Origin of the sequence: Vibrio iocasae (assembly GCF_042245395.1) — a bacterium.
In the GTDB taxonomy this organism is placed as follows: domain Bacteria; phylum Pseudomonadota; class Gammaproteobacteria; order Enterobacterales; family Vibrionaceae; genus Vibrio; species Vibrio iocasae.
The window spans coordinates 1839334-1864623 of the sequence record NZ_CP145310.1 but is presented as its reverse complement, the minus strand read 5'-3'; the positions used below and the strand labels follow the sequence as shown (position 1 = coordinate 1864623).

20 protein-coding genes and 1 pseudogene are annotated in these 25290 nt (G+C 43.8%); 12 read left to right on the top strand and 9 right to left on the bottom strand.

Annotated elements, in window-relative coordinates:
• Window positions 1–114: 114 nt before the first annotated feature.
• Genes frdD through frdA form a run of 4 tightly spaced genes read right to left on the bottom strand, consistent with a single transcriptional unit; the run spans window position 115 to window position 3435 of the window.
• The gene (frdD, locus tag SNR28_RS08325; protein ID WP_375748745.1) at window positions 115–507 is read right to left on the bottom strand and encodes a fumarate reductase subunit FrdD; all 393 of its coding nucleotides are present in this window, start codon (window positions 505–507) and stop codon (window positions 115–117) included.
• A complete protein-coding gene (gene frdC, locus SNR28_RS08320; RefSeq protein ID WP_375748744.1) occupies window positions 488–871 on the bottom strand; it encodes a fumarate reductase subunit FrdC in 384 nt (127 codons plus the stop codon). The genes frdD and frdC overlap by 20 nt, the downstream gene beginning before the upstream one ends.
• Window positions 872–874: 3 nt before the next feature.
• Window positions 875–1615 (bottom strand): succinate dehydrogenase/fumarate reductase iron-sulfur subunit, encoded by a 741-nt coding sequence (locus tag SNR28_RS08315; protein ID WP_375749919.1) that lies wholly within the window; start codon window positions 1613–1615, stop codon window positions 875–877.
• Window positions 1612–3435 carry a fumarate reductase (quinol) flavoprotein subunit gene (frdA, locus tag SNR28_RS08310; protein WP_375748743.1) on the bottom strand — a complete coding sequence of 608 codons (1824 nt, stop codon included), beginning with the start codon at window positions 3433–3435 and terminating at the stop codon, window positions 1612–1614. The genes SNR28_RS08315 and frdA overlap by 4 nt, the downstream gene beginning before the upstream one ends.
• A gap of 587 nt (window positions 3436–4022) precedes the next feature.
• Here frdA and SNR28_RS08305 point away from each other — a divergent pair.
• The 4 genes from SNR28_RS08305 (at window position 4023) to SNR28_RS08290 (ending at window position 9542) form a co-directional block, all read left to right on the top strand.
• Window positions 4023–4940: a LysR substrate-binding domain-containing protein gene (locus tag SNR28_RS08305; RefSeq protein ID WP_375748742.1), complete on the top strand. Its 918-nt coding sequence runs from the start codon at window positions 4023–4025 to the stop codon at window positions 4938–4940.
• A 403-nt stretch (window positions 4941–5343) separates the two neighbouring features.
• Window positions 5344–6645 carry an anaerobic C4-dicarboxylate transporter gene (locus tag SNR28_RS08300; protein ID WP_375748741.1) on the top strand — a complete coding sequence of 434 codons (1302 nt, stop codon included), beginning with the start codon at window positions 5344–5346 and terminating at the stop codon, window positions 6643–6645.
• A 200-nt stretch (window positions 6646–6845) separates the two neighbouring features.
• Window positions 6846–8276, top strand: a complete 1431-nt coding sequence (aspA, locus tag SNR28_RS08295; protein WP_375748740.1) for an aspartate ammonia-lyase — start codon at window positions 6846–6848, stop codon at window positions 8274–8276.
• Window positions 8277–8459: 183 nt separating this feature from the next.
• Entirely contained in the window at window positions 8460–9542 is a 1083-nt protein-coding gene (locus SNR28_RS08290) for an AarF/UbiB family protein (RefSeq protein WP_375748739.1), read from the top strand.
• A 68-nt stretch (window positions 9543–9610) separates the two neighbouring features.
• On the opposite strand, the gene SNR28_RS08285 is transcribed toward SNR28_RS08290, so the two are convergent.
• Window positions 9611–10330, bottom strand: coding sequence for a GntR family transcriptional regulator (locus SNR28_RS08285; protein WP_375748738.1), 720 nt, complete (start codon window positions 10328–10330; stop codon window positions 9611–9613).
• Between the two features lie 237 nt (window positions 10331–10567).
• On the opposite strand from SNR28_RS08285, the pseudogene SNR28_RS08280 reads away from it, so the two are divergent.
• The 7 genes and pseudogenes from SNR28_RS08280 to SNR28_RS08250 form a co-directional block, all read left to right on the top strand.
• Window positions 10568–11015 (top strand): annotated as a pseudogene (locus SNR28_RS08280) (fructose PTS transporter subunit IIA); the annotation flags it as partial.
• A 272-nt stretch (window positions 11016–11287) separates the two neighbouring features.
• A complete protein-coding gene (gene mngB, locus SNR28_RS08275) occupies window positions 11288–13933 on the top strand; it encodes a mannosylglycerate hydrolase (RefSeq protein WP_375748737.1) in 2646 nt (881 codons plus the stop codon).
• Window positions 13934–14081: 148 nt separating this feature from the next.
• Window positions 14082–15236: a glycerate kinase gene (locus SNR28_RS08270; protein ID WP_375748736.1), complete on the top strand. Its 1155-nt coding sequence runs from the start codon at window positions 14082–14084 to the stop codon at window positions 15234–15236.
• 430 nt (window positions 15237–15666) lie between these two features.
• The gene (locus tag SNR28_RS08265; RefSeq protein ID WP_375748735.1) at window positions 15667–16707 is read left to right on the top strand and encodes an alcohol dehydrogenase catalytic domain-containing protein; all 1041 of its coding nucleotides are present in this window, start codon (window positions 15667–15669) and stop codon (window positions 16705–16707) included.
• Window positions 16688–17878 carry a GGDEF domain-containing protein gene (locus tag SNR28_RS08260; protein ID WP_375748734.1) on the top strand — a complete coding sequence of 397 codons (1191 nt, stop codon included), beginning with the start codon at window positions 16688–16690 and terminating at the stop codon, window positions 17876–17878. Before SNR28_RS08265 ends, SNR28_RS08260 begins: the two co-directional genes overlap by 20 nt.
• 91 nt (window positions 17879–17969) lie before the next feature.
• On the top strand, window positions 17970–19025 hold the full coding sequence (locus SNR28_RS08255; RefSeq protein WP_375748733.1) for a threonine aldolase family protein: 1056 nt from the start codon (window positions 17970–17972) through the stop codon (window positions 19023–19025).
• A gap of 24 nt (window positions 19026–19049) precedes the next feature.
• On the top strand, window positions 19050–19859 hold the full coding sequence (locus SNR28_RS08250) for a helix-turn-helix domain-containing protein (protein ID WP_375748732.1): 810 nt from the start codon (window positions 19050–19052) through the stop codon (window positions 19857–19859).
• A gap of 85 nt (window positions 19860–19944) precedes the next feature.
• Here SNR28_RS08250 and pepE read toward each other — a convergent pair whose 3' ends face one another.
• From pepE to SNR28_RS08230, 4 genes are all read right to left on the bottom strand, one after another.
• Window positions 19945–20676 carry a dipeptidase PepE gene (gene pepE, locus SNR28_RS08245; protein ID WP_375748731.1) on the bottom strand — a complete coding sequence of 244 codons (732 nt, stop codon included), beginning with the start codon at window positions 20674–20676 and terminating at the stop codon, window positions 19945–19947.
• A 34-nt stretch (window positions 20677–20710) separates the two neighbouring features.
• Entirely contained in the window at window positions 20711–22072 is a 1362-nt protein-coding gene (gene dcuC, locus SNR28_RS08240) for a C4-dicarboxylate transporter DcuC (RefSeq protein WP_375748730.1), read from the bottom strand.
• 54 nt (window positions 22073–22126) lie between these two features.
• Window positions 22127–22981, bottom strand: coding sequence for a MurR/RpiR family transcriptional regulator (locus SNR28_RS08235; RefSeq protein WP_375748729.1), 855 nt, complete (start codon window positions 22979–22981; stop codon window positions 22127–22129).
• A 314-nt stretch (window positions 22982–23295) separates the two neighbouring features.
• Entirely contained in the window at window positions 23296–24198 is a 903-nt protein-coding gene (locus SNR28_RS08230; RefSeq protein WP_375748728.1) for an NAD(P)H-binding protein, read from the bottom strand.
• Window positions 24199–24331: 133 nt separating this feature from the next.
• Here SNR28_RS08230 and SNR28_RS08225 point away from each other — a divergent pair, with 133 nt between their 5' ends.
• Entirely contained in the window at window positions 24332–25225 is an 894-nt protein-coding gene (locus SNR28_RS08225; protein WP_375748727.1) for a LysR family transcriptional regulator, read from the top strand.
• Window positions 25226–25290: the final 65 nt, after the last annotated feature.

The following is a 25290-nucleotide window of genomic DNA, read 5'->3' as shown; positions in this document are numbered from 1 at the left end:
ATACTTTTATGAACAAATACCTATAAAGGATTAGGTGGTGTGGTTTTTATTGAAAATAAAAAAGGATTGATGCGTGAGCACCAATCCTTTTCGCCTTTAAATTGCGTATCTGCCTTAAATCATAAAGACAAAAACAACAGAGAGTACGGTGATTGTTCCTGCTAAGAAATAACAAGCAATCTTACCGGCTGTACCGATATGGATCTTTAGATCATGCATACCGTGATGCAGACGGTGCATCGCATGCCACATAGGCAGCGCCAGCGTACCGATAACAAACAGAGCACCAATAAAGCTGGTGGCAAAGTCCGCCACGCGTTCATAACTCATTGCTTCAGCATCGATGATTCCCATGGGAACAAGGATACCCAGAACCAGTACGGTCACAGGGGTGATCATTGCAAACCAGGTGCCGCCGGCACCGAACAGTCCCCACCATACCGGCTCGTCTGAACGTTTTGGATGTTTATCTACCACAATCGACTCCTTATACGATGATGAGAACAATCAGGGAAATCGCCGCCACGGCGCCCCACTGCGAAAGTACAATCAACTTCTTATCCAGCAACTTACCCTTGATGCGAATTGGCATCACCTGAGGCATCATGCCAAAGAAGGTCTGAGCGTGGAACAAGCTGCCCAGTAGCGCCAGGATGTTGATGATAATCACCAATGGATTACCCATGAAGGTCAGCCACGCTTCCCACGACTCTGGTCCCTTCACTAAGCTGCCCAGCCCCCAGGTCAGGAACAAAGTGAAGAAAATCAGCGGCAGTACCGTTGCTTCACGCAACATGTACATACGGTAGAACTTGCTCTTCTGCCACCAGGTGGCTTTCATTTCACGAACATAAGGTTTACGGTTACTCATGTTTTACGCCTCCTGTGGTTTCAGCATCGCAATCATAAAGTCTTTCGAAGATTCTATCTTGCCCTGGTTAACAGCTGCAGCCGGGTCGACGTTCTTCGGACACACTTCCGAGCAGAAGCCCACGAAGGTACAACCCCAAACGCCGTTTTCACCGTTAAGCAGCTCCATACGCTCTTCTTTACCATTGTCACGGCTATCTAAGTTGTAGCGGTGCGCAAGAGTAATGGCCGCAGGACCTAAGAACTCAGGGTTCAGACCAAACTGAGGACACGCGGCGTAACACAGGCCACAGTTGATACACGCAGAGAACTGCTTGTATTTTGCCAACTGCTCAGGGGTCTGGTTGTTTGGCCCATCTTCTGGTGTACGGTCATTGCCTAAGATGTAAGGCTTCAGGGCTTCTAAGCGCTCAATGAATGGCGTCATGTCCACGACTAAGTCTTTTTCAATCGGGAAGTTCGCCAGTGGCTCAATCAGCATGCCATCCGGGTAGTCACGTAAGAAAGTCTTACACGCCAGTTTTGGATAGTTGTTCACCATCATGCCGCAAGAGCCACAAATCGCCATACGGCAAGACCAGCGGAACGACAGGTTTTTATCTAAGTTATCTTTGATGTAACCCAGTGCATCCAGAAGAGACATGGTCTCATCAAACGGCACTTCAAAGGTCTGGGTATACGGCTCTGCGTCTTTCTCAGGGTCATAACGCAGAATGTCGATTTTCTGTACTCGGTTCGCCATTATTTCTGCTCCTCTGATTCACCTGCTTTGGCCGCGGCTTCAGCGGCTTCTTTGGCTGCCGCTTCTTCTGCTGCTGCACCATACAGACGCGCTTTAGGCTGAGACTTAGTGATGATGACATCGCTGTAATCAATCGATGGCGCCGCATCTTCATTGAAGTGCGCCAGAGAGTGTTTCAGGAAGTCCTTATCATCACGTTCAGTGCAGCCTTCGTCTAAACGCTGGTGTGCACCGCGGGACTCTCGGCGAAGAATCGCTGAGTGCGCCATCGCTTCGGCCACTTCCAGACCGTAGCCCACTTCAATGGCGTACAGAAGGTCAGTATTAAACACCTTGCCTTTGTCTTTAATGCCAATGTTCTTATAACGCTTCTTAAGCTCAGCCAGTTTGTTGATGGTCTCTTCCAGCAGGTCTTCACGGCGGTAGATACCACAGCCCGATTCCATGGTTTTACCCATTTCAGTACGAATCTCAGCCCAGTTCTCATCGCCTTCTTGCTCAAGCAGGGCGGCAATGCGTGCTTCCACCGCTTTCACTTGCTTCTCAATCGACGCGTCATTCCAGCCTTTGAACTCTTCTGCGCGTTTCACGGCGTTCTCACCCGCTACGCGGCCAAACACCACAAACTCCGCCAGAGAGTTTGAGCCCAGACGGTTCGCACCATGCAGACCAGAAGAGGCACATTCACCCACGGCAAACAGACCTTTAATCTTGGTCTCACAGTTCGGGTCACACTCAATACCGCCCATGGTGTAGTGCACCGTTGGACGAATTGGAATCGGCTCTTTCGCTGGGTCCACGTTGACGTACGCTTTTGCCAGCTCACAGATAAACGGCAGACGCTCTTGTAGGTACTCTTCACCAAGGTGGGTCAGGTCAAGATGCACCACATCACCGAGTGGGTGCTCAATGGTGTTGCCTTTTTGCTGCTCATGCCAGAACGCTTGTGACACTTTGTCACGCGGCCCTAGCTCCATGTATTTGTTCTTTGGCTCGCCCACCGGGGTTTCCGGTCCCATGCCGTAGTCCTGGAGGTAACGGTAGCCGTTCTTGTTGACGATGATACCGCCTTCACCACGACACCCTTCGGTCATCAGGATACCGGTACCCGGCAGACCCGTTGGGTGGTACTGAACAAACTCCATATCACGCAGTGGCACACCATGACGATAGGCCATCGCCATACCATCACCAGTCACGATGCCACCATTGGTGTTGGTGTTGTACACGCGACCTGCGCCACCCGTCGCCAATACTACTGACTTAGCCTTAATGGTGACCAGCTCACCTTCAGACATGTGAATCGCCACCAGACCTTGTACTTCATCGTCTTCAACCAGCAGGTCGACCACGAAGTACTCGTCAAAGCGCTTGATGGAATCGTACTTAATCGAGGTCTGGAACAGGGTGTGCAGCATATGGAAGCCGGTCTTATCGGCGGCAAACCAGGTACGCTCCACCTTCATGCCACCGAAACGGCGCACGTTCACGTCCCCGTTCTCTTTACGGCTCCATGGACAGCCCCATTGTTCCATCTGAATCATTTCGCGGGTCGCATTCTCCACGAAATACTCCACGACATTCTGCTCACACAGCCAGTCGCCACCGCCAACGGTATCGTTGAAGTGGTTATCCAGGCTGTCCTCATCTTTGATGACCGCAGCTGACCCGCCTTCTGCGGCCACGGTGTGTGAACGCATAGGGTAGACTTTCGAAATCAGGGCGACTTCTAAGTCAGGGTTGGCTTCAGCCGCTGCGATTGCAGTACGAAGACCAGCGCCGCCAGCGCCGATGACTGCGATATCTGTGGTTATGGTTTTCACAGCTATCCTCCAGTGGTAATTTATAATAATTGAAATAAAAATAGATATTGATCTGGGACGAAGATCTCATCTCAGTTCAATATTTATCTCTATCAGAGTCTAAAATTATTTATTAGGAACGTGTCGATTTAATAACATACATATTAAGTTACCCGTCGTATTCATTAATAGCGGTTATGGCGTTTGGTAACTATATGTACCTTTTGTATCTTTTGAATACGTGCTTTACCAATTTAATACCACAATAAAGATGCGTGATATTCTTGTAAAATGCGAAACTAAGTTAGCCGGATGTCTAAATTGCATGGAAAATAAATTAAAATATTGATCTGAATTAAAGACGAAGAAATAATTAGCAGGAATCGTTTCTCAGGAAATAGGTTTTACGCATCAAAACAGTGTGTCATGTTGTTTAAGTTATGATTGATAGCACAAAAGTTCAAATGGTGTGTCATATGTTGGTCAGCAGCGCTTGATACCACCTGAGTTTAGTGTTTTCATATACGCCATTCATTTTTTCACTGAATCTTTTATTAGCAAGGATACGCTTAAGCAAGGTTCTTCTATTACAGTTTTAGGGGCTATAAATGAATAATATAGAAACCAAATGGCTGCGTGATTTCATCACCCTTGCAGAGCTAGGAAGTTTTTCGCAAGCAGCATCAGCTAGAAATATTACTCAACCCGCTTTTAGCCGAAGGATCAAATCCTTAGAGTCTGAACTGAACCTCACACTTATCGACAGAAGCAAAACACCGATTGAACTGACAACATCAGGAAAGCAGTTTAAGACGACGGCAGAGTCCATTCTTTTCCAGCTAGATGAAGAGGTGGGTCGTTTAGCTGGTAGCTCCGTTCAAGGACGTCATACGGTAAGGCTTAGCGCTGCACACTCAATTGCAATTGGCATACTACCCCGAATTCACGAAGGTATATTCAATCCGGCACTAAACACAAACCTGTCTATCGTTGCCAATGAGGTTGATACGTCCATCGAGAGACTTATCGATGGTAAGAGCGATTTTCTATTTTCGTTTTATGATGACAGACTTCAGGTTGCACCATACCAATCTATCTATCTTGGGCGCAGCTTTCTCTATTGCGTTTCTGCAGTAGATTTTGAAGGCAATCCACTGTTCGATCTCAGTGAGAATGAAGATGTTCCAAGTCTGGCATATACGCCTGAAAGCTATATGGGCAGGGCGCTGAACAAAGCACAGCAAGCTCTGAAGAAGAACATTGTGTCTACGTCTTCTATGAGCGATCTAAACAAAGAATTTGTTTTGCAAGGGAAGGGCATAAGCTGGCTCCCTGACTATACAATCAGGAAAGAATTGGAGTCTGGTGAGCTTGTTATTCTAAAAGAGAAAGAGCCGGTACCACTCGATCTGTATGTCTATCGTTACGTTTCCAAGTTACACCCAACTTGTGAGGCTATATGGAAACAACTTATAAAGATCAGTCCGATTAAAGAGTTAAGTGGCTTAAACGCTAAGTTTCAGTAATGGACTAAATACATAGTGTATTGCCATTGCCATACACTATGTTTCACCTTCATAAAGAGAAATAAGTCACACTTATAAAATATAGCCTGATGCTATTTTGCTATACACATAATAAACGAAACATTTCTCAAGATTACCCTAAATGGGTACTCTATTACTAAGTTATTAAATCGTATGTATTCATTTGTACAGTTAATAGAAAAGTTTCTGATTATTTTATTGTTGCGTTTGCTTTAACAGAGTTATAAAAATTTCTATTTAAATTAGTACCACTTGATTTTGTATTCAAAGTGGGTGAAATCTTTTTGCCTGAAATAAATGATTTGTTTTTGTGTATCTTAATTTCATCCATAAATATAAGAGTTTAAATTTATAAAATTAACCAATATCAAGGAAACAAAATATGGTAGTTGTTGAGTTATTAGTTGTTCTCCTCTTTATATTCTTAGGGGCAAGAATTGGCGGTATAGGCATCGGCTTTGCCGGTGGTGCAGGTGTTATTGCATTAACTATGCTATTGGGTTTGGATGCGGGTAATATTCCTGTAGACGTAATTCTGATCATCATGTCAGTAATTACTGCAATCGCAGCAATGCAGGTTGCAGGTGGTATGGATTGGCTGGTTGATTTAGCCGAACAGTTCCTGCGTAAGAACCCTAAGCGTATTACCTTTTATGCGCCTATCGTTACTTACTTTATGACAATTCTAGCTGGTACAGGTCACACCGCTTTTTCTACTCTTCCTGTTATCGCCGAAGTTGCTAAAGAGCAAGGTATTCGTCCATCACGTCCACTATCAATTGCTGTTGTAGCATCACAGATCGCGATTACAGCGTCACCGATTTCAGCGGCTGTTGTATTCTTCTCTGGCATTCTTGAGCCTCTAGGCGTTGGTTACATTACACTGCTTGCTGTTTGTATCCCTACTACTTTTGCTGCATGTATGGTTGGTGCGTTCGTTGCAAATATGATGGGCGGTGAACTAAAAGATGATCCTGTATATCAAGAGCGCATGGCTAAAGGTCTTATCAAGCTGCAGGGAAGCACAAAACGTGAAATTCTTCCTTCTGCTAAAACATCGGTATACATTTTCTTAGTTGCGATTGTTGCTGTGGTTTCTTACGCAACAATGATCAGTGGCGCGGTTGGTCTTATTGAAAGCCCAACAATCGGTCGTAACCATGCAATTATGGCAATTATGCTAACAGCAGCGACTGCGATTGTTATGCTAACTAAGATTGATGCTTCGAAAATTGCTAATGCTGCAACTTTCAAATCAGGTATGAGCGCATGTGTGTGTGTACTTGGTGTTGCATGGTTAGGTGATACATTCGTATCAAGTCACATCAGCGAAATTAAAGAATTTTCAGCAAGTATTCTAGAGCAACACCCTTGGATGCTGGCAATTACTCTGTTCTTTGCTTCTATGCTTTTATACTCGCAAGGTGCAACGACTTCGGCTCTAATGCCAGCAGCACTTGCTATTGGTGTAGCACCTTTGACAGCAGTTGCGTCTTTCGCTGCAGTAAGTGCGCTGTTCGTACTACCTACTTACCCAACATTGCTTGCGGCGGTAGAGATGGACGACACAGGTTCAACACGAATTGGTAAATATGTGTTCAACCACCCGTTCTTCATCCCTGGTGTAGTAACTATCGCTTGTGCTGTTGCTCTGGGCTTTGCGTTCGGTGGTGTTCTTATCTAAGAATTAGCATTCAAAATTCATTAGAAAATCTAATAAAAGAGGAAGCATTGCTTCCTCTTTTTCTATGTGTCTTATCACATTTTTAGCATAAGTTTCCTTTATGCCGAAACAGCATCAAAACATACTTTTCGGCATTGTACTTTGGGCTAAATAAATAACATTATAATCGTGTAATTTAAATGCCAACAAAGGTAGCTGTCATGACCAAGATTTCAAATGAGTTCCGCATTGAAGAAGATCTATTAGGAAAGCTAGAAGTTCCAGCAGATGCTTATTACGGGATTCACTCTCTACGTGCTAAAAATAACTTCTCTATTTCATCAAAGATAATTTCAGATGTGCCTGAATTCGTGAAAGGTATGATTTATACGAAAAAGGCAGCAGCACGTGCAAATATGGAACTAGGTACGATTCCTGCTGATGTTGGCGAATATATCATTAAAGCTTGTGACCTTATTTTGGACACAGGTAAGTGCATGGATCAGTTTATTTCAGACGTATATCAGGGCGGTGCTGGTACTTCTGTAAATATGAACGCTAACGAAGTGATCGCTAACGTTGCTCTTGAGCTTAAAGGACATGAAAAAGGCGACTATCACATCATCAACCCGAACGATCATGTGAACAAGAGTCAGTCTACTAACTGTGCATACCCAACAGGTTTCCGTGTTGCTGTATACAACAGCATCATGAAAATGATCACATCAATCGAGCAGTTGAAAGCGTCTTTTGATAAGAAGAGCGAAGAGTACAAAGATACCATCAAGATGGGGCGTACTCAGCTTCAGGATGCTGTACCTATGACAGTTGGCCAGGAGTTTGGCGCATACAGTATCCTTCTGAAAGAAGAGATTAAAAACCTGAAATATGCAGCGAATCTTCTACTTGAAGTGAATCTTGGCGCAACTGCTATTGGTACTGGTCTGAACGCAGCAGATGGTTATCAGGAACTTGCAGTTAAGTACCTTGCAGAAGCGACAGGTCTAAACTGTGTACCTTCTGAAGACTTGATTGAAGCAACTTCAGACTGTGGCGCTTATGTCACTGTACATGGTGCATTCAAGCGTATGGCTGTGAAGCTTTCTAAAGTTTGTAACGACCTTCGTCTACTATCATCAGGTCCTCGTGCTGGCCTAAATGAGCTGAACCTACCTGAAATGCAAGCGGGTTCATCTATTATGCCTGCGAAAGTTAACCCTGTTATTCCAGAAGTAGTTAATCAGGTTTGTTTTAAAGTTATTGGCAATGATACGACGGTAACATTTGCAGCAGAAGCAGGTCAGTTACAATTAAATGTAATGGAACCAGTAATTGGTCAAGCTATATTTGAATCAATTGAACTGTTGGGTAATGCATGTATTAACCTATCTGAGAAATGTATCGAAGGAATAACAGTTAATGAAACTGTTTGTGAAGACTTTGTATATAACTCAATTGGTATTGTTACTTATCTAAATCCATTAATTGGCCACCATGAAGGCGATATTGTTGGTAAGATCTGTGCTGAAACCGGTAAAGATGTAAAACAAGTTGTTCTTGAGAGAGGCCTTCTAAACGAAGAGCAAGTTAATAAGATTTTCTCATCATCTAACCTAATGGCACCTAAGTATACTGCAGAGCTATTTAACTAATATTTAGTATTCCTAATTATGCTGGAAGGGCTGCTTGTTTAAGCAGCCCTTTTTTGTGTATTAAAGAACCGTGAATACGCCTCCTCTATCATCCCTAAAATTCTATCTACAGGATGAATTCAACTACAAAGTGAATTGTTAATATCGATCCCCATTAGGACAAAAAGTCTCATGGAGAATACAGTGAATCAGCGTCAAAAAGAGCAGCAAGAGTTTGATGAAAGTGGAAAGAACCTAATCGTAGGCTTAGCGACAGCTTGCCCGTTAAAACCGGAAGAGTTGGCAGCGATTACTCCTGACTCCCCCTGTGTTGTTGAAGTTTTTACAAGTGGATTGACAGCAGAGGTATATCGTCTCCGTATAAAAGGAAACGACTACACGTTAAAGAAGAAACGGGAAGAATCGAAAGTACAAAACCTTGACGGAAAATATTCGTTTCTAAATGAGGTTCAACGTCGTTCTGACTTTCAGAAACTAAAAGATGATGCAACAACTGCTGGTGATTACCAGCACATCGTTCCTACAATTTATGCTGATTACCAAATGGGTATTATTTTATCTCCCTGGCTGGAAGGTGAACTGTTGCAGAAACCGAATCAAGCCATAGTATCCCAACTGTTTTCTACACTGTTTGCGTGCGAGAAGGCGGGTTTGTTTGAATGGGACTTGTGTTCGGGAAATATGATAGTCGATGAAGAACAGCAGTTATGGATGTTCGATTTCGGATACATGTACCCATTTAACCCTTTGAAAGAATTGAACAGCAATGGATTGAGTGACCCTATATTTCAATTCTGCGAAAGATTTGAAACCCGTTTCTTATCTGGTTGGATAGCGAAAAATGAGCTTGATTCAGATGCGGCGCTTAAATTGTTCAGAATGGTTAAGAAAGCTGCGTTGGAAGCGATATCCCAAAAGCTAGAGTGGCTGATTGAGCAGGGGGCAGATGACACTGTGGTTTCTCACTATGTTGAAATGCAAGCAGAATACGAAAAGGCAGTATCTGACTCAGATGAGTTAAAGAGAAGGTACATGTTGGATATGTTCCGTTCACATGTTCTGGATATAGAAGATGACTTGGATGGGAAAAGTTGTACATCGACCACTGCGCTACGAGTGAAAGCAGTCATTGGTATGCTTGATAAACATTACGATTTATTGAGAGAAGGTGGGGGGCTTTTTTATCAGAATAGTGGAAAAAAACGTTCTGAACTCATACGTCAATACATTGAAAAAAGTGAGCTTGTTGAAGAGTATCAAGTCTGAACAATTCACGATAAGAAACAAAAACGGCCGATAATTAATCGGCCGTTCAATAAATAGTAAAACTTGTATTATCCCTTATGGCGCTTAGCGACAAGGGTAAATTTGTAATCGGTTGATTTAAAGTAGTTACGGCTGTACTCAAATACAGTGCCATCCATTAGATAGCTGCGCGTTCTCTTTTCGATGATTGGTTGGCTAGGGTCGATACCAAGCAGATCAGATACCTTGTTTGGCGGCAATACCGGTACGATTTCCTGTTCACTACGATCGATAACCATACCTTTTTGATTCTCAATATAGTCATATTTTGAGTTTCGCATCACTTCATAAGTCAAATCCGGGAACAGTGTCAGCGGCATCCAGGTTTCTTCAACAGTAATGGGATTATCATCAATAAAGCGTACGCGTTTTATATAGAAAATACGCTCGTCTTCGGTAACGTTAAGATGTTCAGCCATAGTAAGGCTTGGTAGCGTGATCTCGAAAGCCAGAACTTCGCTTCGCGTAACCACATTTAGATGAGCCCACTTTTCATTGAAGCTAGTCTGCTGATAAATATCATAGTTAACTTTGCTTGCTTTAACGTAAGTACCACTTCCCTGAACACTTTCCAGCTCCCCATTTTCGATAAGAAGCTTTAGAGCCTGCCTTACTGTTACACGACTTACAGAAAACTCTTCACGTAGCTGAGCTTCGGTTGGCAGGGCTTCACCAACCTTATATTCGCCAGTGCCAATCTTCTCTCGAATAGCGTCTGCGATTTGTCTGTACATAGGGAGTCTGGCCATTGGTACCTCTTTGTTCTGGCTTCTATATTATTAGGTATTTCCCTATATGATACAAATTACCAAAGGTAAGACAATAACAATCTGAGTTCATTTTTGTCTTTATAATACAACAAAGATACAAATATGTATTAAATGAGACATTGATCACGGATGATTTGTATTGTTAGTGTATTATTAAGCTAAAGATGTACTAAACAAGTGTACAAATTACTAATTCAAAGCAATAGGGGCCCCGTTATGAACCTGACAACTCTTACGAATCCAGCACTGATTAACCTACAGACTACTTTTGAAAGCCGTGACGAAGCGATCAAAGCACTGGCTGAGCAGCTAGACCAGCAAGGTAAACTGAACGATAAAGAAGAGTACCTTGCCGCAGTATTCGCTCGTGAAGAGCACGGTGCTACAGCGCTGGGTGAAGGTCTTGCGGTTCCACACGGTAAAACTGACGCAGTTAAAGAAGCAGCATTTGCAGTAGCAACGCTAAAAGAAGACGTTCAGTGGCCGGGTATTGATGAAGATGAGATGGAAGACGTAAACCTAATCTTCCTTATTGCTATCCCAAATGCAGAAGCAGGTTCTACTCACATGCACCTTCTGACTGCGCTGACTTCAACGCTTATTGATGACGAAGTTCGTGAAGCAGCATTGAATGCGACAACCGCTGAAGAAATTCTGGCCATTTTTGACGAGCAGAGCGAAGAAGAAGCGCCAGCTCCTGTAGTAGAGCCAGTTGCAGAACCTGCACCAGCAGTTGCGGCAGCATCTCCAGCAGCAAAAGAAGAACCACAAGGTTTCTTCGGTAAAGTTGCTAGCTGGTTTAAAGGCTAAGCATCCCGATTATCGAGGGGCAGTGAACTGGCTCTCAATGCAACAGCATTGCTGTCATACGAATTCTTGCTACACACAATTTTAATTTCGCTGGCTACTTGTAGCGGCAAACTCAGGTACTAAACAATGACTATATCTCGCGTTCATATCACTCCGCACATGCACTGGGACCGTGAGTGGTATTTCACAACTGAAGAGTCTCGAATCCTTCTTGTAAACAACATGGAAGAGATCATGACTCGTCTTGAGAATGATCCAGAATACAAATACTACGTTCTTGACGGTCAGACTGCAGTTCTTGAAGACTACTTTGCAATCAAGCCTGAAAACCATGAGCGCGTTAAAGCTCTTGTAGAAGCAGGAAAACTGATTGTTGGCCCTTGGTACTCTCAGACAGATACTATGCAGGTTTCGGGTGAGTCTATCGTACGTAACATGATGTACGGCCTGCGTGATGCGCTACAGCTTGGCGAACCAATGAAAATCGGTTACCTGCCAGACTCATTCTCAATGAGTTCACAGCTACCAATGATTTACAACGGTTTTGGTTTCAACCGTACTATGTTCTGGCGTGGTTGTTCAGAGCGTCACGGTACAAACAAAACTGAGTTCCTATGGCAATCAAACGACGGTAGTGAAGTAACAGCACAGGTTCTTCCGCTGGGTTATGCGATTGGTAAGTACCTGCCACAAGACGAAGAAGGTCTGCGTGGTCGTTTGGACAAATACTTCCCTGTACTTGAGTCTGCTTCTGTAACCAAAGACATTCTTCTGCCTAACGGTCACGATCAGATGCCGATTCAGAAAGATATCTTCGAGGTGATGGACAGCCTGCGTGAAATCTACCCAGAGCGCGAGTTCGTAATGAGCCGCTACGAAGAAGTGTTCGAGCGTATTGAAGCAATGCGTGATCAGCTTGACACTATTAAGGGCGAATTCAACGACGGTAAATACATGCGTGTTCACCGTACCATCTCTTCAACTCGTATGGATATCAAGATTATCCACGCTGAAGTTGAGAACAAGATTGTTAACATTCTTGAGCCGCTTGCTTCTATCGCCTACGACCTTGGTTTTGAATACCACCACGGTCTGATCGAGAAAATGTGGAAAGAGAGCATGAAGAACCACGCTCACGACTCAATCGGTTGCTGCTGCTCGGATAAAGTACATGCTGAAATCCTTGCTCGTTACATCCTTGCTGACGACATGGCCACAAACCTTATCAATTTCTACAAGCGTAAGATTGTTGACCATATGCCAGAGCGCGAAGGCTGTGACAAGTTGGCATTCTTCAACCTGATGCCTTATGCACGTGAAGAAATCGTGAACACGATGATCACTATCCGTGCCAGCGAGTTCAAGATTTTTGACGAAGCGGGTAACGATGTTGAGTACTTCATTGAAGACTCTCGCGTAATCGACCCGGGTAAGATTGACCGCCAAATCGTTCACTACGGAAACTACGACCCGTTTGTGGAATACGATATTCAACTGAAGATCAATGTTCCTGCAATGGGCTACACAACTCTGCACATTCAGGGTAACGAAGCGGGTGCTCAGAAGGCTGTTGCTAACGAAGGCAACGTTATGGAGAACGAATTTTACTCTATTACTGTCAATGCGAACGGTACGCTAACAGTGCTTGATAAAGAAACTGGCCACGAATACGACCAGGTTCTACGTCTGGAAGATGGCTCTGATGACGGTGATGAGTACGACTACTCTCCATCACGTAAAGAGTGGCTAATCTACTCTGACGAGTTTGATGTAGAGACTAGCGTTGAACAGCAGGCATTCCAGTCTGTCGCTAACATCGCATTCCGCATGAACGTACCAACTGACCTTGTGGCTCGTGAAGAGCGTACAAATCAGGATGGCTTTGTCGATGTGAAAGCTCAGGTAATTCTGCGTGAAGGTTCTCGTCGCATCGACGTGAGCATGGAACTGGACAACCAGGCTGACGACCACCGTGTACGTGTGCTTATCCCAACGCCATGGGTATCTGAAACTGTGGTTGCAGACAACCAGTTCGGTGTTATCACTCGTCCTACTCAAGACCCTGCAATGGCTCAATGGGAAGAAGAGAAGTGGAAAGAAGCTCCGGTACCTGTATATCAGCTAATGAACTTCGCTGCGGTAGAAAATCAGGCAGGTGGTGTTGCACTATTCAGTAACGGTCTGCGTGAGTTTGAGGTGATTTCATCTCAGGGCAACGAGAAGCGCGATACATTCGCTCTGACTCTTCTACGTGGTGTTGGTGTACTTGGTAAAGAGAACCTGCTACTTCGTCCTGGTCGTCCTTCAGGTATCAAGATCCCTGCTCCGGACTCTCAGACTCGCGGTAAACTGGTTTGTAACTTCTCTATCTGTGGCTTTGCTGGCGACCATATCTCAGCAGATGTGATGTCTCAGGCTCGTGAGTACGTGACTCCAATTGCTTGTTACAACAAGATTCCTTACAACGCAATGAAGCTGAATGTTGGTGACCAGAATCTGCCAATGACTTACAGCATGCTTAAGGAAGATATGAAAGGCGCGGTACTGAGCGTACTGAAGAAAGCAGAAGATGAAGATGCACTGATTATTCGTGTATACAACCCTTCTGAAACTGCAACTACTGCAGGTAGCATCGCGTTTGATAAACCTGTTACAGATTGGGTAGAAGTACAGATGGATGAGCAGCCTCGCCCAGGTGTAGAAGCGGTTGAAGCTGGTACGTTCGGTACTCTTGCTCAGTGTCAGGCGAAAACGTTCAAAGTTAAGTTTTAACTTTTAAGAAAAATAACGATTGTAAGATGTCGTATTCCCTCTTCTTAACGGAAGAGGGTTGGAGCCAACCTCCCCTATATCGGCTCCGCCTCCCTCAATTTTGAGGGAGGTTAATTTCACTTATTCAGATTGGTACACAGGAAGAGATATGAAAGTTGTTATTGCACCAGACTCGTTTAAAGAATCGCTTGACGCGATGGCAGTAGCGACCTGTATTGAGAAAGGTTTTTCTGAAGTCTTTCCAAATGCAGAGTATGTAAAGTTACCTCTGGCAGATGGTGGTGAAGGTACGGTTGAAGTATTGCTACAGGGCTTAAGTGGTGAAAAACAGGTGACTAAGGTAACTGGGCCTTTAGGCGAACCTGTAGAAGCCATGTGGGCACTGTTAAATGAAAAAGATGGCGGCAAAACAGCATTAATTGAAATTGCGGCCGCATCCGGGCTGGATTTGATTACTCCGCAGCAGCGCAATCCACTAACAGCGACAACAGTTGGCACAGGCGAGACTATCAAGGCTGCGCTTGATGCGGGAGTATCAAAAATTCTTCTTGGTTTGGGTGGTAGTGCAACCAACGATGGTGGCGCGGGTATCCTGCAGGCACTTGGTGCAAAATTGCTGGATGTGACGGGCAAAGAACTACCTGTTGGTGGTGCCGCTCTTTCTTCATTATCAGAGGTAGACCTGTCTGGTATAGACCCACGTTGTGACAAGACAGAATTTGTCGTTGCATGCGATGTTTCAAACCCACTTTGCGGCGAGAACGGAGCAAGTACAATCTTTGGCCCTCAAAAAGGTGCGACAGATGAGAATGTTCAGGATCTGGACAAATCTCTGGCAAACTTTGCTGATGTCGCTGAGAAGATCACGGGTGTAAATCATAAGAACACCAAAGGCTTCGGTGCGGCAGGCGGTGCGCCAATGGGACTTAGCCTGGCGTTTGATATTCAAACCAAACAGGGCATTGATATGGTTCTGGATACATTGAATGCGGATGAAGTACTTGAAGGTGCAGATCTGGTGATTACCGGTGAAGGGCAGATGGATAACCAGACACTTCAGGGTAAAACACCATTCGGTATCGCCAAACGTGCGCAAGAGAGAGACATTCCTGTTATTGGCATTGCTGGCTCACTTGGTAAAGAAGTTGAAGAGTTATATTCAAAGATGTCGGGCATTTTTGGTACGGTTCGCTCACCTCAGCCTTTGGCTCAGGTGCTTGATGAAGCAGATAAAAACCTGACTCGTACAGCGAGAAATATCGCTTCTATCCTTAAACTTGGTGGAGAGCGTTTTAAGAATTAACGAATTAAAGAGCTCATGCTGACCTTGTTTGAAAAAAGGTTGTCGAGGGGGCATTTAACTGGATGGAAATCAGTTCAGTGTGAGTTCTTTAACTTTTTCTGATGAAAGTATTACCAATGGTGCTGATTCAAGGCTTTCCGATATCAGCCCACATGTGCCATTAGGGCTCGTGCGAATGAAGTCTCACCCCCGTAGATTTAGTCCTTTCGCATTTAGTGTCGCGTGACTGGTAAATATTGAGGCACGAACCAACAATCGATCGTCAAACAGCAATTGTGCCTATTACCCATCCCCCCGGATGGGTTTTTTTTACTTATAAATCATGGGCTGATCAATGTTTTATGAGTTTAACGTCGGTTTTTCTGTGTCGGCTTATAGTAACTAACTAAAATAATAATAACTGGGTTCGTAGTTTGTATGTGAGGCCATTATGAAAGCATTACTGTATTACAACCGTCGGGACATTCGTCTTGAAGAGCTTCCGCGTCCTGAAGTTCTGGAGAACCAGGTGTTGGTCAGAGTGACCGATGCAGGGTTGAGTCAGACCCAAATTAATGAGTTTATAGAAGGCCCTTTCATTATTAGCCCGGAACCCAACAAGCTAACGGGAATGGGGTTGCCACTCATTCCCTGTCAGGAATATGGTGGAGAAATTGTTGAAGCAGGTTCTGCGGTATCTTCTGAGCAGCTTGGCAAATCCGTTGCAATTTTGCCGCTGGTATACTGCGGGGAATGTGAGCACTGTAAATCAGGAAACGTCCATTTCTGCACAAACAAAGCGTATCATGGGCTCGCGGGGGCGCATGGTGGTTTTTGTGAGTATTCCGCAGTGAATGTTGAGAATGTTATTGAGGTCGAGAACAAATCGTTACTCACTTTTGTTGAACCGCTGCTTGTTGCGGTCCACTCTTACCATCGATATGGGAAATCTCTTAAGAATAAAAAAGTGCTTATTCTAGGGGCCGGAGCCGTTGGTATATCTTGTGCCGCGGTCTGGAGAAAAATGGGTGCAGAAACGCTCACTATTTATGACCACTTACCTAACAGATTAGCCAAAGCAGAGAGACTTGGCTTTACTGTAGGGCAAGAACAACGAGCTTTGCATAACCAGTTTGATGTGGTGATTGATGCAGCAGGCAAAGATCCTCTGCATGAAAGTCAGGCATTTGAGCAGGCTCCGGCTTTCTTAAAGCCCGGTGGTATAGTGATTTCCATAGGTACTTACTTCTTCCCTATGTCAGTGATACCAATTGAAACACTGGTGGAAGAAAAATCTCATGTACCTTCCTACATGTACGACATGAAAGATGTACAATTATTAAAGAGTTTATTACCTGAGTTAGATACGGATTTTGAATCTCTGATTACCAGAGTACCATTCGATAGAATTATCGAAGACGGGTATTATCAGGCAGAGCTGGACAGAGATACTTTTGTAAGGATAGTAACGAGTGTCGAACGCACAGAATAAAGCTGTTGAACAACTGATTGAAGCCATTAGCGCTGTTGGTGTTGTCTCATTGAGTGACTCTGAGGATAAGTTCCCGGGTGATCAGATTTCTTACCCTTTGGCCTCGACTGGCCTTTTCTTTGGAATTCCAAATTCTACAACACCGAAGCAGCAGTTGGAGATTCGGGATCAGGTTGTACACTTGCTTGATGGTGCGGAGCATTTTGATGAGTTATCCCGAAAATATCAGCTAATTAAACGGGATTTCCGAAGCATTGTGGAAAGTAGTGGTCAGCAAGATTTTGAAAAACTGCTTTGTACCAATTTAATGCATTTCCTGGGCGAAACTCAACAGTATGGTGTATTAAATGATGACGAAATCATTTTGTCTGAAAACCTGAGCCCTCACACCGTTCAAATTGCCCGACTCAAGTTAATTAACTCAGACGAGTATGCCGTAAAAGTATCAACAGGCGAGTTGTTTGTCTGCCAATATCAGGGATATGTTGTCATTGTTGAACGCCATGTACCATTTACAGCGACCGAAAAGAAACACATCAAACTTACCCTCAGGTATATCTCACTGCTAAGTATGCAGAATTCAATGAATCAGGCGATGCGTATGCTTACTGAGCAAAATACTGATCCTGACGTTGCCCTGATGCAAGGTTCTGAGTACTTGCAGGCCTGCATAGATAACCTAGTGAAAGAAGCAAACGTTGATCCCCTTACGCTGGCTTACAACAGGCGGTATGTGACTCGTTATGTCAATGACCTTTATGCCAGAAACATTGCTTTTTCAGTACTGCTAGTGGACATCGATCATTTTAAGAAGGTCAATGACAAGCATGGGCATGATATTGGCGATGATGTGTTAAGAGAAATTGTGTCGCTGTTCCACAAAAACTGCAGGGATTCAGATGTGGTGGCCAGGTGGGGTGGTGAAGAGTTCCTGATTGTTCTGAAAGGGATGGATCTTGGTAGCAGCGTCAAGAAAGCAGAGCGATTAAGGGTTGAGGTCGAATCGAATGGATTTAAAGCGGAGATTGCTCTGACCGCCAGTTTTGGGGTTAGCTCCAGCTCCTCTTTGCCCGTCGAGGATTTGAACATGTTGGTTCGGTTAGCCGATAAAGCCTTATATCGTGCTAAATCTGCCGGACGAAACAAGGTCGAGTTCCATTCTGAAGGTTAGTAGTCCCCGTTAGTATAAAATTCGCAATTTTTTACAATCCGCATGGTATTGAGTTAGGCATCATGATTGTTACTGTGAAGGAGTAATAAACATGAGCACTAACCCACATCCTCAATTTAATACAATAAGCTTTACCAGCGACAATATCGCAGGGGCGTCTTCAGAAATACTGGAAAGTATCCTGCATCACAGTTCCGGTGCCGCAACGCCCTATGGAAATGATGAACTTTCTAAAGAGCTAGAACACAAAATGAGTACGCTGTTCGAAACAGACGTATCTGTCTTTTTAGTCCCAACTGGAACAGCGGCCAATAGTCTCTGTTTGGCGGCCATGGCACCGGCATGGGGAGCCGTATTATGTCACCCGGAAAGCCATATTAATAATGATGAATGTGGTGCTCCCGAGTTTTTTAGCAATGGTGCCAAACTCATTTCAATAGATGGGCCTGACTGTAAGATCGATGCAGATAGACTTAAACTTCGGGCATCTCAGAAAAATAACGATGTGCATACTGTGCAACCGTCAGTGGTCAGTGTTACACAGGCAACAGAAACCGGAAGTATCTACTCGCTCAATGAACTTCGGTGTATTGGCGATATCTGCAAAACCCATAATTTGCGTTTTCATATGGATGGCGCCCGCTTTGCCAATGCAGTGGCCGCGTTAGGGTGTTCTCCCGCAGATATGACGTGGAAAGTAGGGGTTGATGCGCTCTCATTTGGAGCAACAAAAAATGGTGCATTGGGTGTAGAAGCGATTGTGTTGTTCGATTCGGCATTGTCATCAGAACTTGCGTATCGACGAAAACGTGCAGGCCATTTGATGTCAAAGATGCGCTTTTTGTCTGCACAATTGGATGCATACGTAACCGAAGAGCATTGGCTGAGAAATGCCAGACATGCCAATAACATGGCAGATAAACTGAGAGCGGGTCTAAGTGAAATTGGTAGCATCGAGTTAATAAACCCTTCCCAAACCAACATTGTTTTTTGTCGAATGTCCCAATCAGCTATTGAGCAGTTGTTGGCGAAAGGTTTTCAGTTTTACTATGATCGTTGGGAAGAGGGTGTTGTGCGTTTAGTCACAAGCTTTGCTACCACACCAGAAGAAATCGAGTATTTTCTCGATACAGCGCGTGACGTTTAACTCCAGTGTATTCACGAGGTGGAAATGACAGACAAAGTTGAATATTTCCGTTTGTCCGACTCTCATGACTTAATGTTAAGTCAGGGAGCGTACTCCGAATACACCTTTAAACCCCACTATCATATCGATTTTCATATTGGCTTAGTCGTGTCTGGTGTCCAGGAGCAAAAATTTAATCGGAATAAGGTTCTATTGGCTCCTGGAAGAATTTCCGTTATGCCTCCGGGAGAGGTTCATGATGGCATTACATACAGAGATAGCCCCTATCAACTGAATACGTTCAGAATATCTCCAGAGCTTGTTCAGGCATGTTTTTCAGATATGTTTTCAGTGAACAATTTGCCACAGTTTGGTGGGGCAATGGTTGAAAATCACCAGATATCGCAACAGCTGGTTTATCTCTTCAACTATCTCAAGCATCAAAAGGAAATAACATCGCTTCCTTTTGAAGAACAATGGTTAAAGACGCTTCTTCCATTGTTGGAAAACCTGACTAAACGAAAGTCGACTGTAGTAAAAGGTGCGTTATCTGATAAGCATCTAAACTGGGTAGTGGAGTATTGCCACGAAAATATCAGCGATAAGATTTCCTTGGATCAGCTATCATCACTGTCAGATCTAAATCGTTATCAGTTTCTGAGACGATTCGAAAAGTCGGTCGGAATAACGCCACACAAATGGTTAACACAACTTCGTCTCGAAAGGGCGTGCCAACTGATGAGAAAGTCTGATAAAAGCATTGCAGAGATTTCTGCCGAGGTTGGATTCTTTGATCAAAGCCATTTCAATCGGGCTTTCAAATCGCTCTATGGCGTCGCGCCATCTATGTATTGAAGTAGGCGAATAATGCCGTGATAAGAACCAAAAGCACCCGAAGGTGCTTTTGGTTTAGTCGCTAACTCTCTAAGGTCAACAGACCCTAGCAACCAAATTTTAGCAGACTTGCAATCTCACCCAGCTCGGTCAGATAAGCTGGCTTCTGATTGAGACGGAACAGTTTCGGTTTTGTTTCGTTTGCGCTGTGGTAAGTCAACTCTGAGCCATTAACTTGCAGCATGGTTCCTTCACAGATACCAACTACAATCTCATGTGGATTCTGAATTAAGAACTCTTCAATACGTTCGTCGCGAGTTTCCCCCATATGTCCGGCAAGGGTCGCATCCACATAGTGAGGATTGATCTGGAAAGGTACCAGATTCAGTGACGGTAAAATGGCTGCCGATACAATTGGCATATCGTTGGTTGTACGAATAGTTGGGCAGGCGATGTTCGTACCCGCACTCCAGCCGATGTAAAGCTTACCTTCTGCCAGAATTGCTTTACGAAGTGGACGAACCAGGCTCAGATCGTGAAGTTGTTTGTTCAATACCCAGGTGTTACCACCACTAACGATATAACCATCCGCTTCCTCGACGGCTTTTACCGGATCTTCGTGTTGATGGATTCCTGAGATGGTCACACTATAACGATTGAACTCCTCCTGAAGCTGTCTCAAGCGCTCATCGTACTGGCCTCTGATCATTGCGTATGGAATAAATAGCAGCTTCTTAGCTTTAGTTTTGGCGATTGCCGGAGCGATCCACTCCGAGCCATACTCAAGCAGAGCCTGATCAGGGTTAGCCTTGCCGTTGCTAAATAGTAGTATGTTCATTGTTTTTCCTTGTTTTAATTCTTTTCGATTTTTTTTATATAAGCATCTGTGATGCGATAAGTACGGTAATCAGGCCGCCAGTCATTGGAATAACGGTGCGCTTCGCCAGCTCAATTGGAGATACATTTGCAACGCTCGCGCTGGCAATAATTACGCCTGCAACAGGAGATGCCGAGCGCATTAAGCCAGAAGCTAACTGCATCGGAAGTGCAACTGCAGCAGCGTGTGCGCCAACTTGTGCGGCCACATCCGGTGCAAGGTTAGAGAAGCTGAAGAAAGAAGCGTTACCAGAACCTGACAGAAGTGTCACGATGGTGATGATGCCAACTAATACTATAACCATAGCCAGATAGCCGAAGCCAAGGTGAGAAGCAGAGCCAAGCAGAAGATCTATAAAGCCGATAGTGCTCAGGCCGGCAACAAAGACTTGTGCTGCGATAATCAGGCTGACCACGCTGGCAAATACACCACCCATACCATTTAGATAAACCTTTAGCGAGTCTGATACCCATTTGCCATCACGACAGAAGACATAATCGCAAATCATAGAGACAAACAGTGAGATAAACATCGCAGTAACGACATTCATTTTAATCGTGTCGATTCCAAATTTGCTGAATGTAAGTAGCAGAAACAGAGGCAGCACAGGTAGGAAAGCAAACCATTTTGGTACGTTGCGCTGTTCTTTCGATTCCAGATTGAATTCGTGCTTAACACCCTTCTCTTCATCTTTCCTATCGAAGTAGCGTTGACTGAAGAAGTGCAGAATGGCAATAACAATCATCGCAATAACCGATACCATTAGCTGATAGCTAATGAAGTAAGTAGCAACGTCAATACCAGAAACTTCTGCTGCTTTGTTTGCTGCAGATGACGCAGGCCCCAAGTCCAGGCAACCAGTCGTTGCAACAACCGCCGCGGCTGCCGCTGGATTGCAGCCTACACCGACAAGAATTGGGTACATGGCAACCAAAAGCAATAGAGCCAGACCGGTTGCACTTGGGATAAACACGTTAATCAACTGGCCAGTGATATAAGCCATTGCCAGTACTATGTATGGGTTTTTGATGTGGGAAAGTGGTTTAGTCGCTACCTGAACCATGGCGTTAGCCGCACCAATGTGGCTCATATATTTTGAGAATCCCCCCACAGCCATAATAATCAGGCCGAGTTTCGCGAGGGTAGAAGAAGCAACAACAGTAATCACTTCGAAGAAGTCGACGATGACAGACCCTGTTGGTTTTCCGCCTTTTGGAAGAAACTCTTCCGCACCAGCGACGACACCGAGTGCGATCATGAGCAAGCCTGAGACCAGTAGTACGGCTTGTGTATTATATTTTTTTATTATGAAATACCCGACAAGGAATATAATAGGTATAGCTAGATATGTGAACATCTCTCACCTCTAAATGAATTAGTGATATTATTTATATTTAAGTGTTGTGTTTGATTAATTATTTTTGAATATGTTAAATTCGTTGAATGTGCTTTCTATTCTTGAGAATCGATCTTCACTATTAATTTCTGAAGACATTCCCTTTATCAATGCTTCTATTAAAAATAAACCAGAAGTTCGATTGTTAAATATACTTTTACTTTGGCTATCTACAGTAAATAAAACATCCGCATATGAGACAAACGGATTGACTGGCTGATCGGTGATAGCGATAATTTTACCTCCATGTTTATCGAACCAGCGAGTACACTGTACTGTTGTGCTTGAGAATCGATGGTAAGAAATAGTCAGTAAAGTATCTTTCTTATCAACATCAACGAGCTGGTGTGGCAGTGTTGAAGTATCTGCATGCAGCAATTTAACTTCTTTTCGTAGGTAACGTGCGAGCAAATAAAAGTAATTTGCCAAGGCTTCTGCCGATGCGCTACCAATAACGTATAGCTTACCTTCGTTGTTCTGAAGGTATTGCACAGCAGTGTTAAAGTCCGCTTGAGACAGCAGTTTATAGGTCGATTCCAAATTGATTTTAATTTCCTGTTGATGTTCTTCAAGTAACGAGTCCTTTGAATCAGGTTCGTTGTACTCTTTTATTCGATCTATTGGAGTGGCAAGGTCAACCACCAAGTCTTCAGAGACCTTTCTTTTGAACTCGATAAAACCGGTATAACCTAAATGATTCAGAAAACGACCTAGGGTTGCTTTCCCTATCCCCATTTGCTCGCACAACTCTTCAACTTTTGCATACGGCAGCATAGTAAAATGGTTCACAAAGTAATTTGCGATAACCTTTTCTGTTGGCGTTAAAGAATCTACTCTTTTTACTTGTTCAATAAATTCTTCGCAATTCATATTTTCTATTATCCTTTTTAATATATGCTAATTTTTAAGCACAGGTGATGAGTAGTTCAAGGGAATAAAATTTTCCCACAACAAAACTGTGACTGGAAGTTGAAAATATATTATAAAAAGGTAGGTTGGTTCGTTTTTAAACGATATTTGGACAAATAATATAATTATATTCTAACCATATGTTTGGATTTTTCTCACAGCTTGATACACTTTATATATAAGTAATATTTATCACTAGAATAACTGTTAATAGAATGAAAAAAGCCGCCTAAGTTTAGGCGACTTTAAATAACGGCAGGTGTGTGATGTGGATTTTAAGCAGCAGAATTTACGATAGTCAGAAGATTCTCTTTGTTTTCTGTAAGCCATTGGCTGAATGTCTGCGGTTTTTTACCTGTTAGAGCTTCAAAATCCTCACTTGTACCATCCGAATAGTTGCCTCGGCCATGCTGTTCCATGGTGGTAATCATCGCGACTAAACCTTCCGGAAGCTGGAAAGATTCCAATTGAGCTTTTAACGCTTCATCAGACATCTGAATAACATTAATGTTAGTTCCCAGAACGGAGTCTATATCCTTCGCCATTTCTTCCGTCGTCAATGATTCGGGACCATTTAGCGTCAGCATTTGTTTACCTTCACCTGATTTCACTAAAGCAGCCGCTGCAGCATAGGAAAGGTCTGCTCGGCTGAGCTGAGCAGTTCGTCCCTGTTCTGTTGATGTTAACCAGGTACCTGTCTGCAAAGTACTAGCAAAGAACTCAGGTAGATTTTCGAAGTACCAGTTGTTACGTAGTACTGTCCAGTTTGGGATGGTTGAATCTGCAATCGCCTTTTCACTGGCTACATGCTCAAAAGCAAATACGATTGGTGAGGTATCAGCCGAAGGCATAGAAGTGTATGTCAGGTGCTGAACGCCCACTTTTTCCGCTGCTGTTACTGCGTTTGCGTGAAGTTCGCTTCGTTGACCTATAGCATCGATGCTAACGAGGAGCAGGCTATCGGCACCCTGAAATGCCTTCTCTAGAGATGCTGTATCTGAAAAGTCAGCTTTGCGAACATCTACGCCCTTTGCGGCGTATTCAGACAGAGCCTCAACATTTCGGCTTGTTAGAATAAGTTGTTCTGGTTTGATTTGAAATTCGTTCAGTAGGTAGGACACCACTTGTTTGCCGAGTTTACCTGAAGCTCCTGTTACCAGTAATTTTTTGTCTGACATCGTTATTTCTCCAATTCCTAAATGATGATTGCTGAGTCTTAGCAAGTGATAGGAACTATAACGTTTATTAATTGATAGATAATCGTGGTAAAGATAAACTTAATGTTTATTCTGGCTAAACAGTGAGTGCTAAATGATATCTGTTGATAATATGATGGTTTTTGCGAGTGTCGCAGGAAACCGTTCTTTCACTAAGGCTGCTGAAGAGCTTGGAATGGGGAAGGCCAGAGTGTCTCAGATTGTTTCCCAATTAGAAAAGGAACTGGGAGTTCGCTTACTTCACCGTACAACACGTTCACTCTCTCTTTCCGATGCTGGTGCCGGGTATTATGATAAGTGCCGATTGATTAAAGAGATATCGGCCCAGGCAAACAGTGAAATTGTTTCTGAGATTGATGAGCCAAGTGGTGTGGTCAGATTATCAGCCCCACATGGCAATGAGATTATCGCCAATTTACTTAGTGAGTTTTTGCACAAGTATCCAAAGATCAAGCTAGATATGGTAGAGGATGACAGTTACAGCGACCTTATTGAATCAAGGTGTGATGTTGCTATTCGTGCATCAGCCGCGCTGGAAGACTCTCGTTTATACGCAGTTAAAATTGGGGAGTTTGAAGATATTTTGTGCGCCACTCAGTCTTATATCGACAAAACGGTACTCCCTGAACAACCACAGGATTTACTCAAGCTGGATTGGGTTTCACATGGTGTTGTCCATGGTACTAAGCAGCTAACGTTAAAATCGGACAAAGGAAGTGTTACCAGAGTCAACATGGAGCCACGTGTTTTGGTCAGAAACACCAACTCTATGATCGCTTTTATTAATCAGGATATTGGTTTTGGCATTATGCCGAGCTTTATGGTCAAAGATGAGCTAGAGAGTGGGAAATTCGTCAGGTTGTTACCAGAGTCACACGGTATCTCAATTCCATTTTATGCGGTGTATCAGGACAAAACTTATATGCCGTTGAGAGTCAGGGTGTTGATTGAATTTCTGAGAGGAAATGAACGATTAAGCGGTAATTAGTTGAAGAGTTAGAACGCGGAGATCGAACCCCTAAAGATTATAGGAATTCGATCTCCGAATAGTGT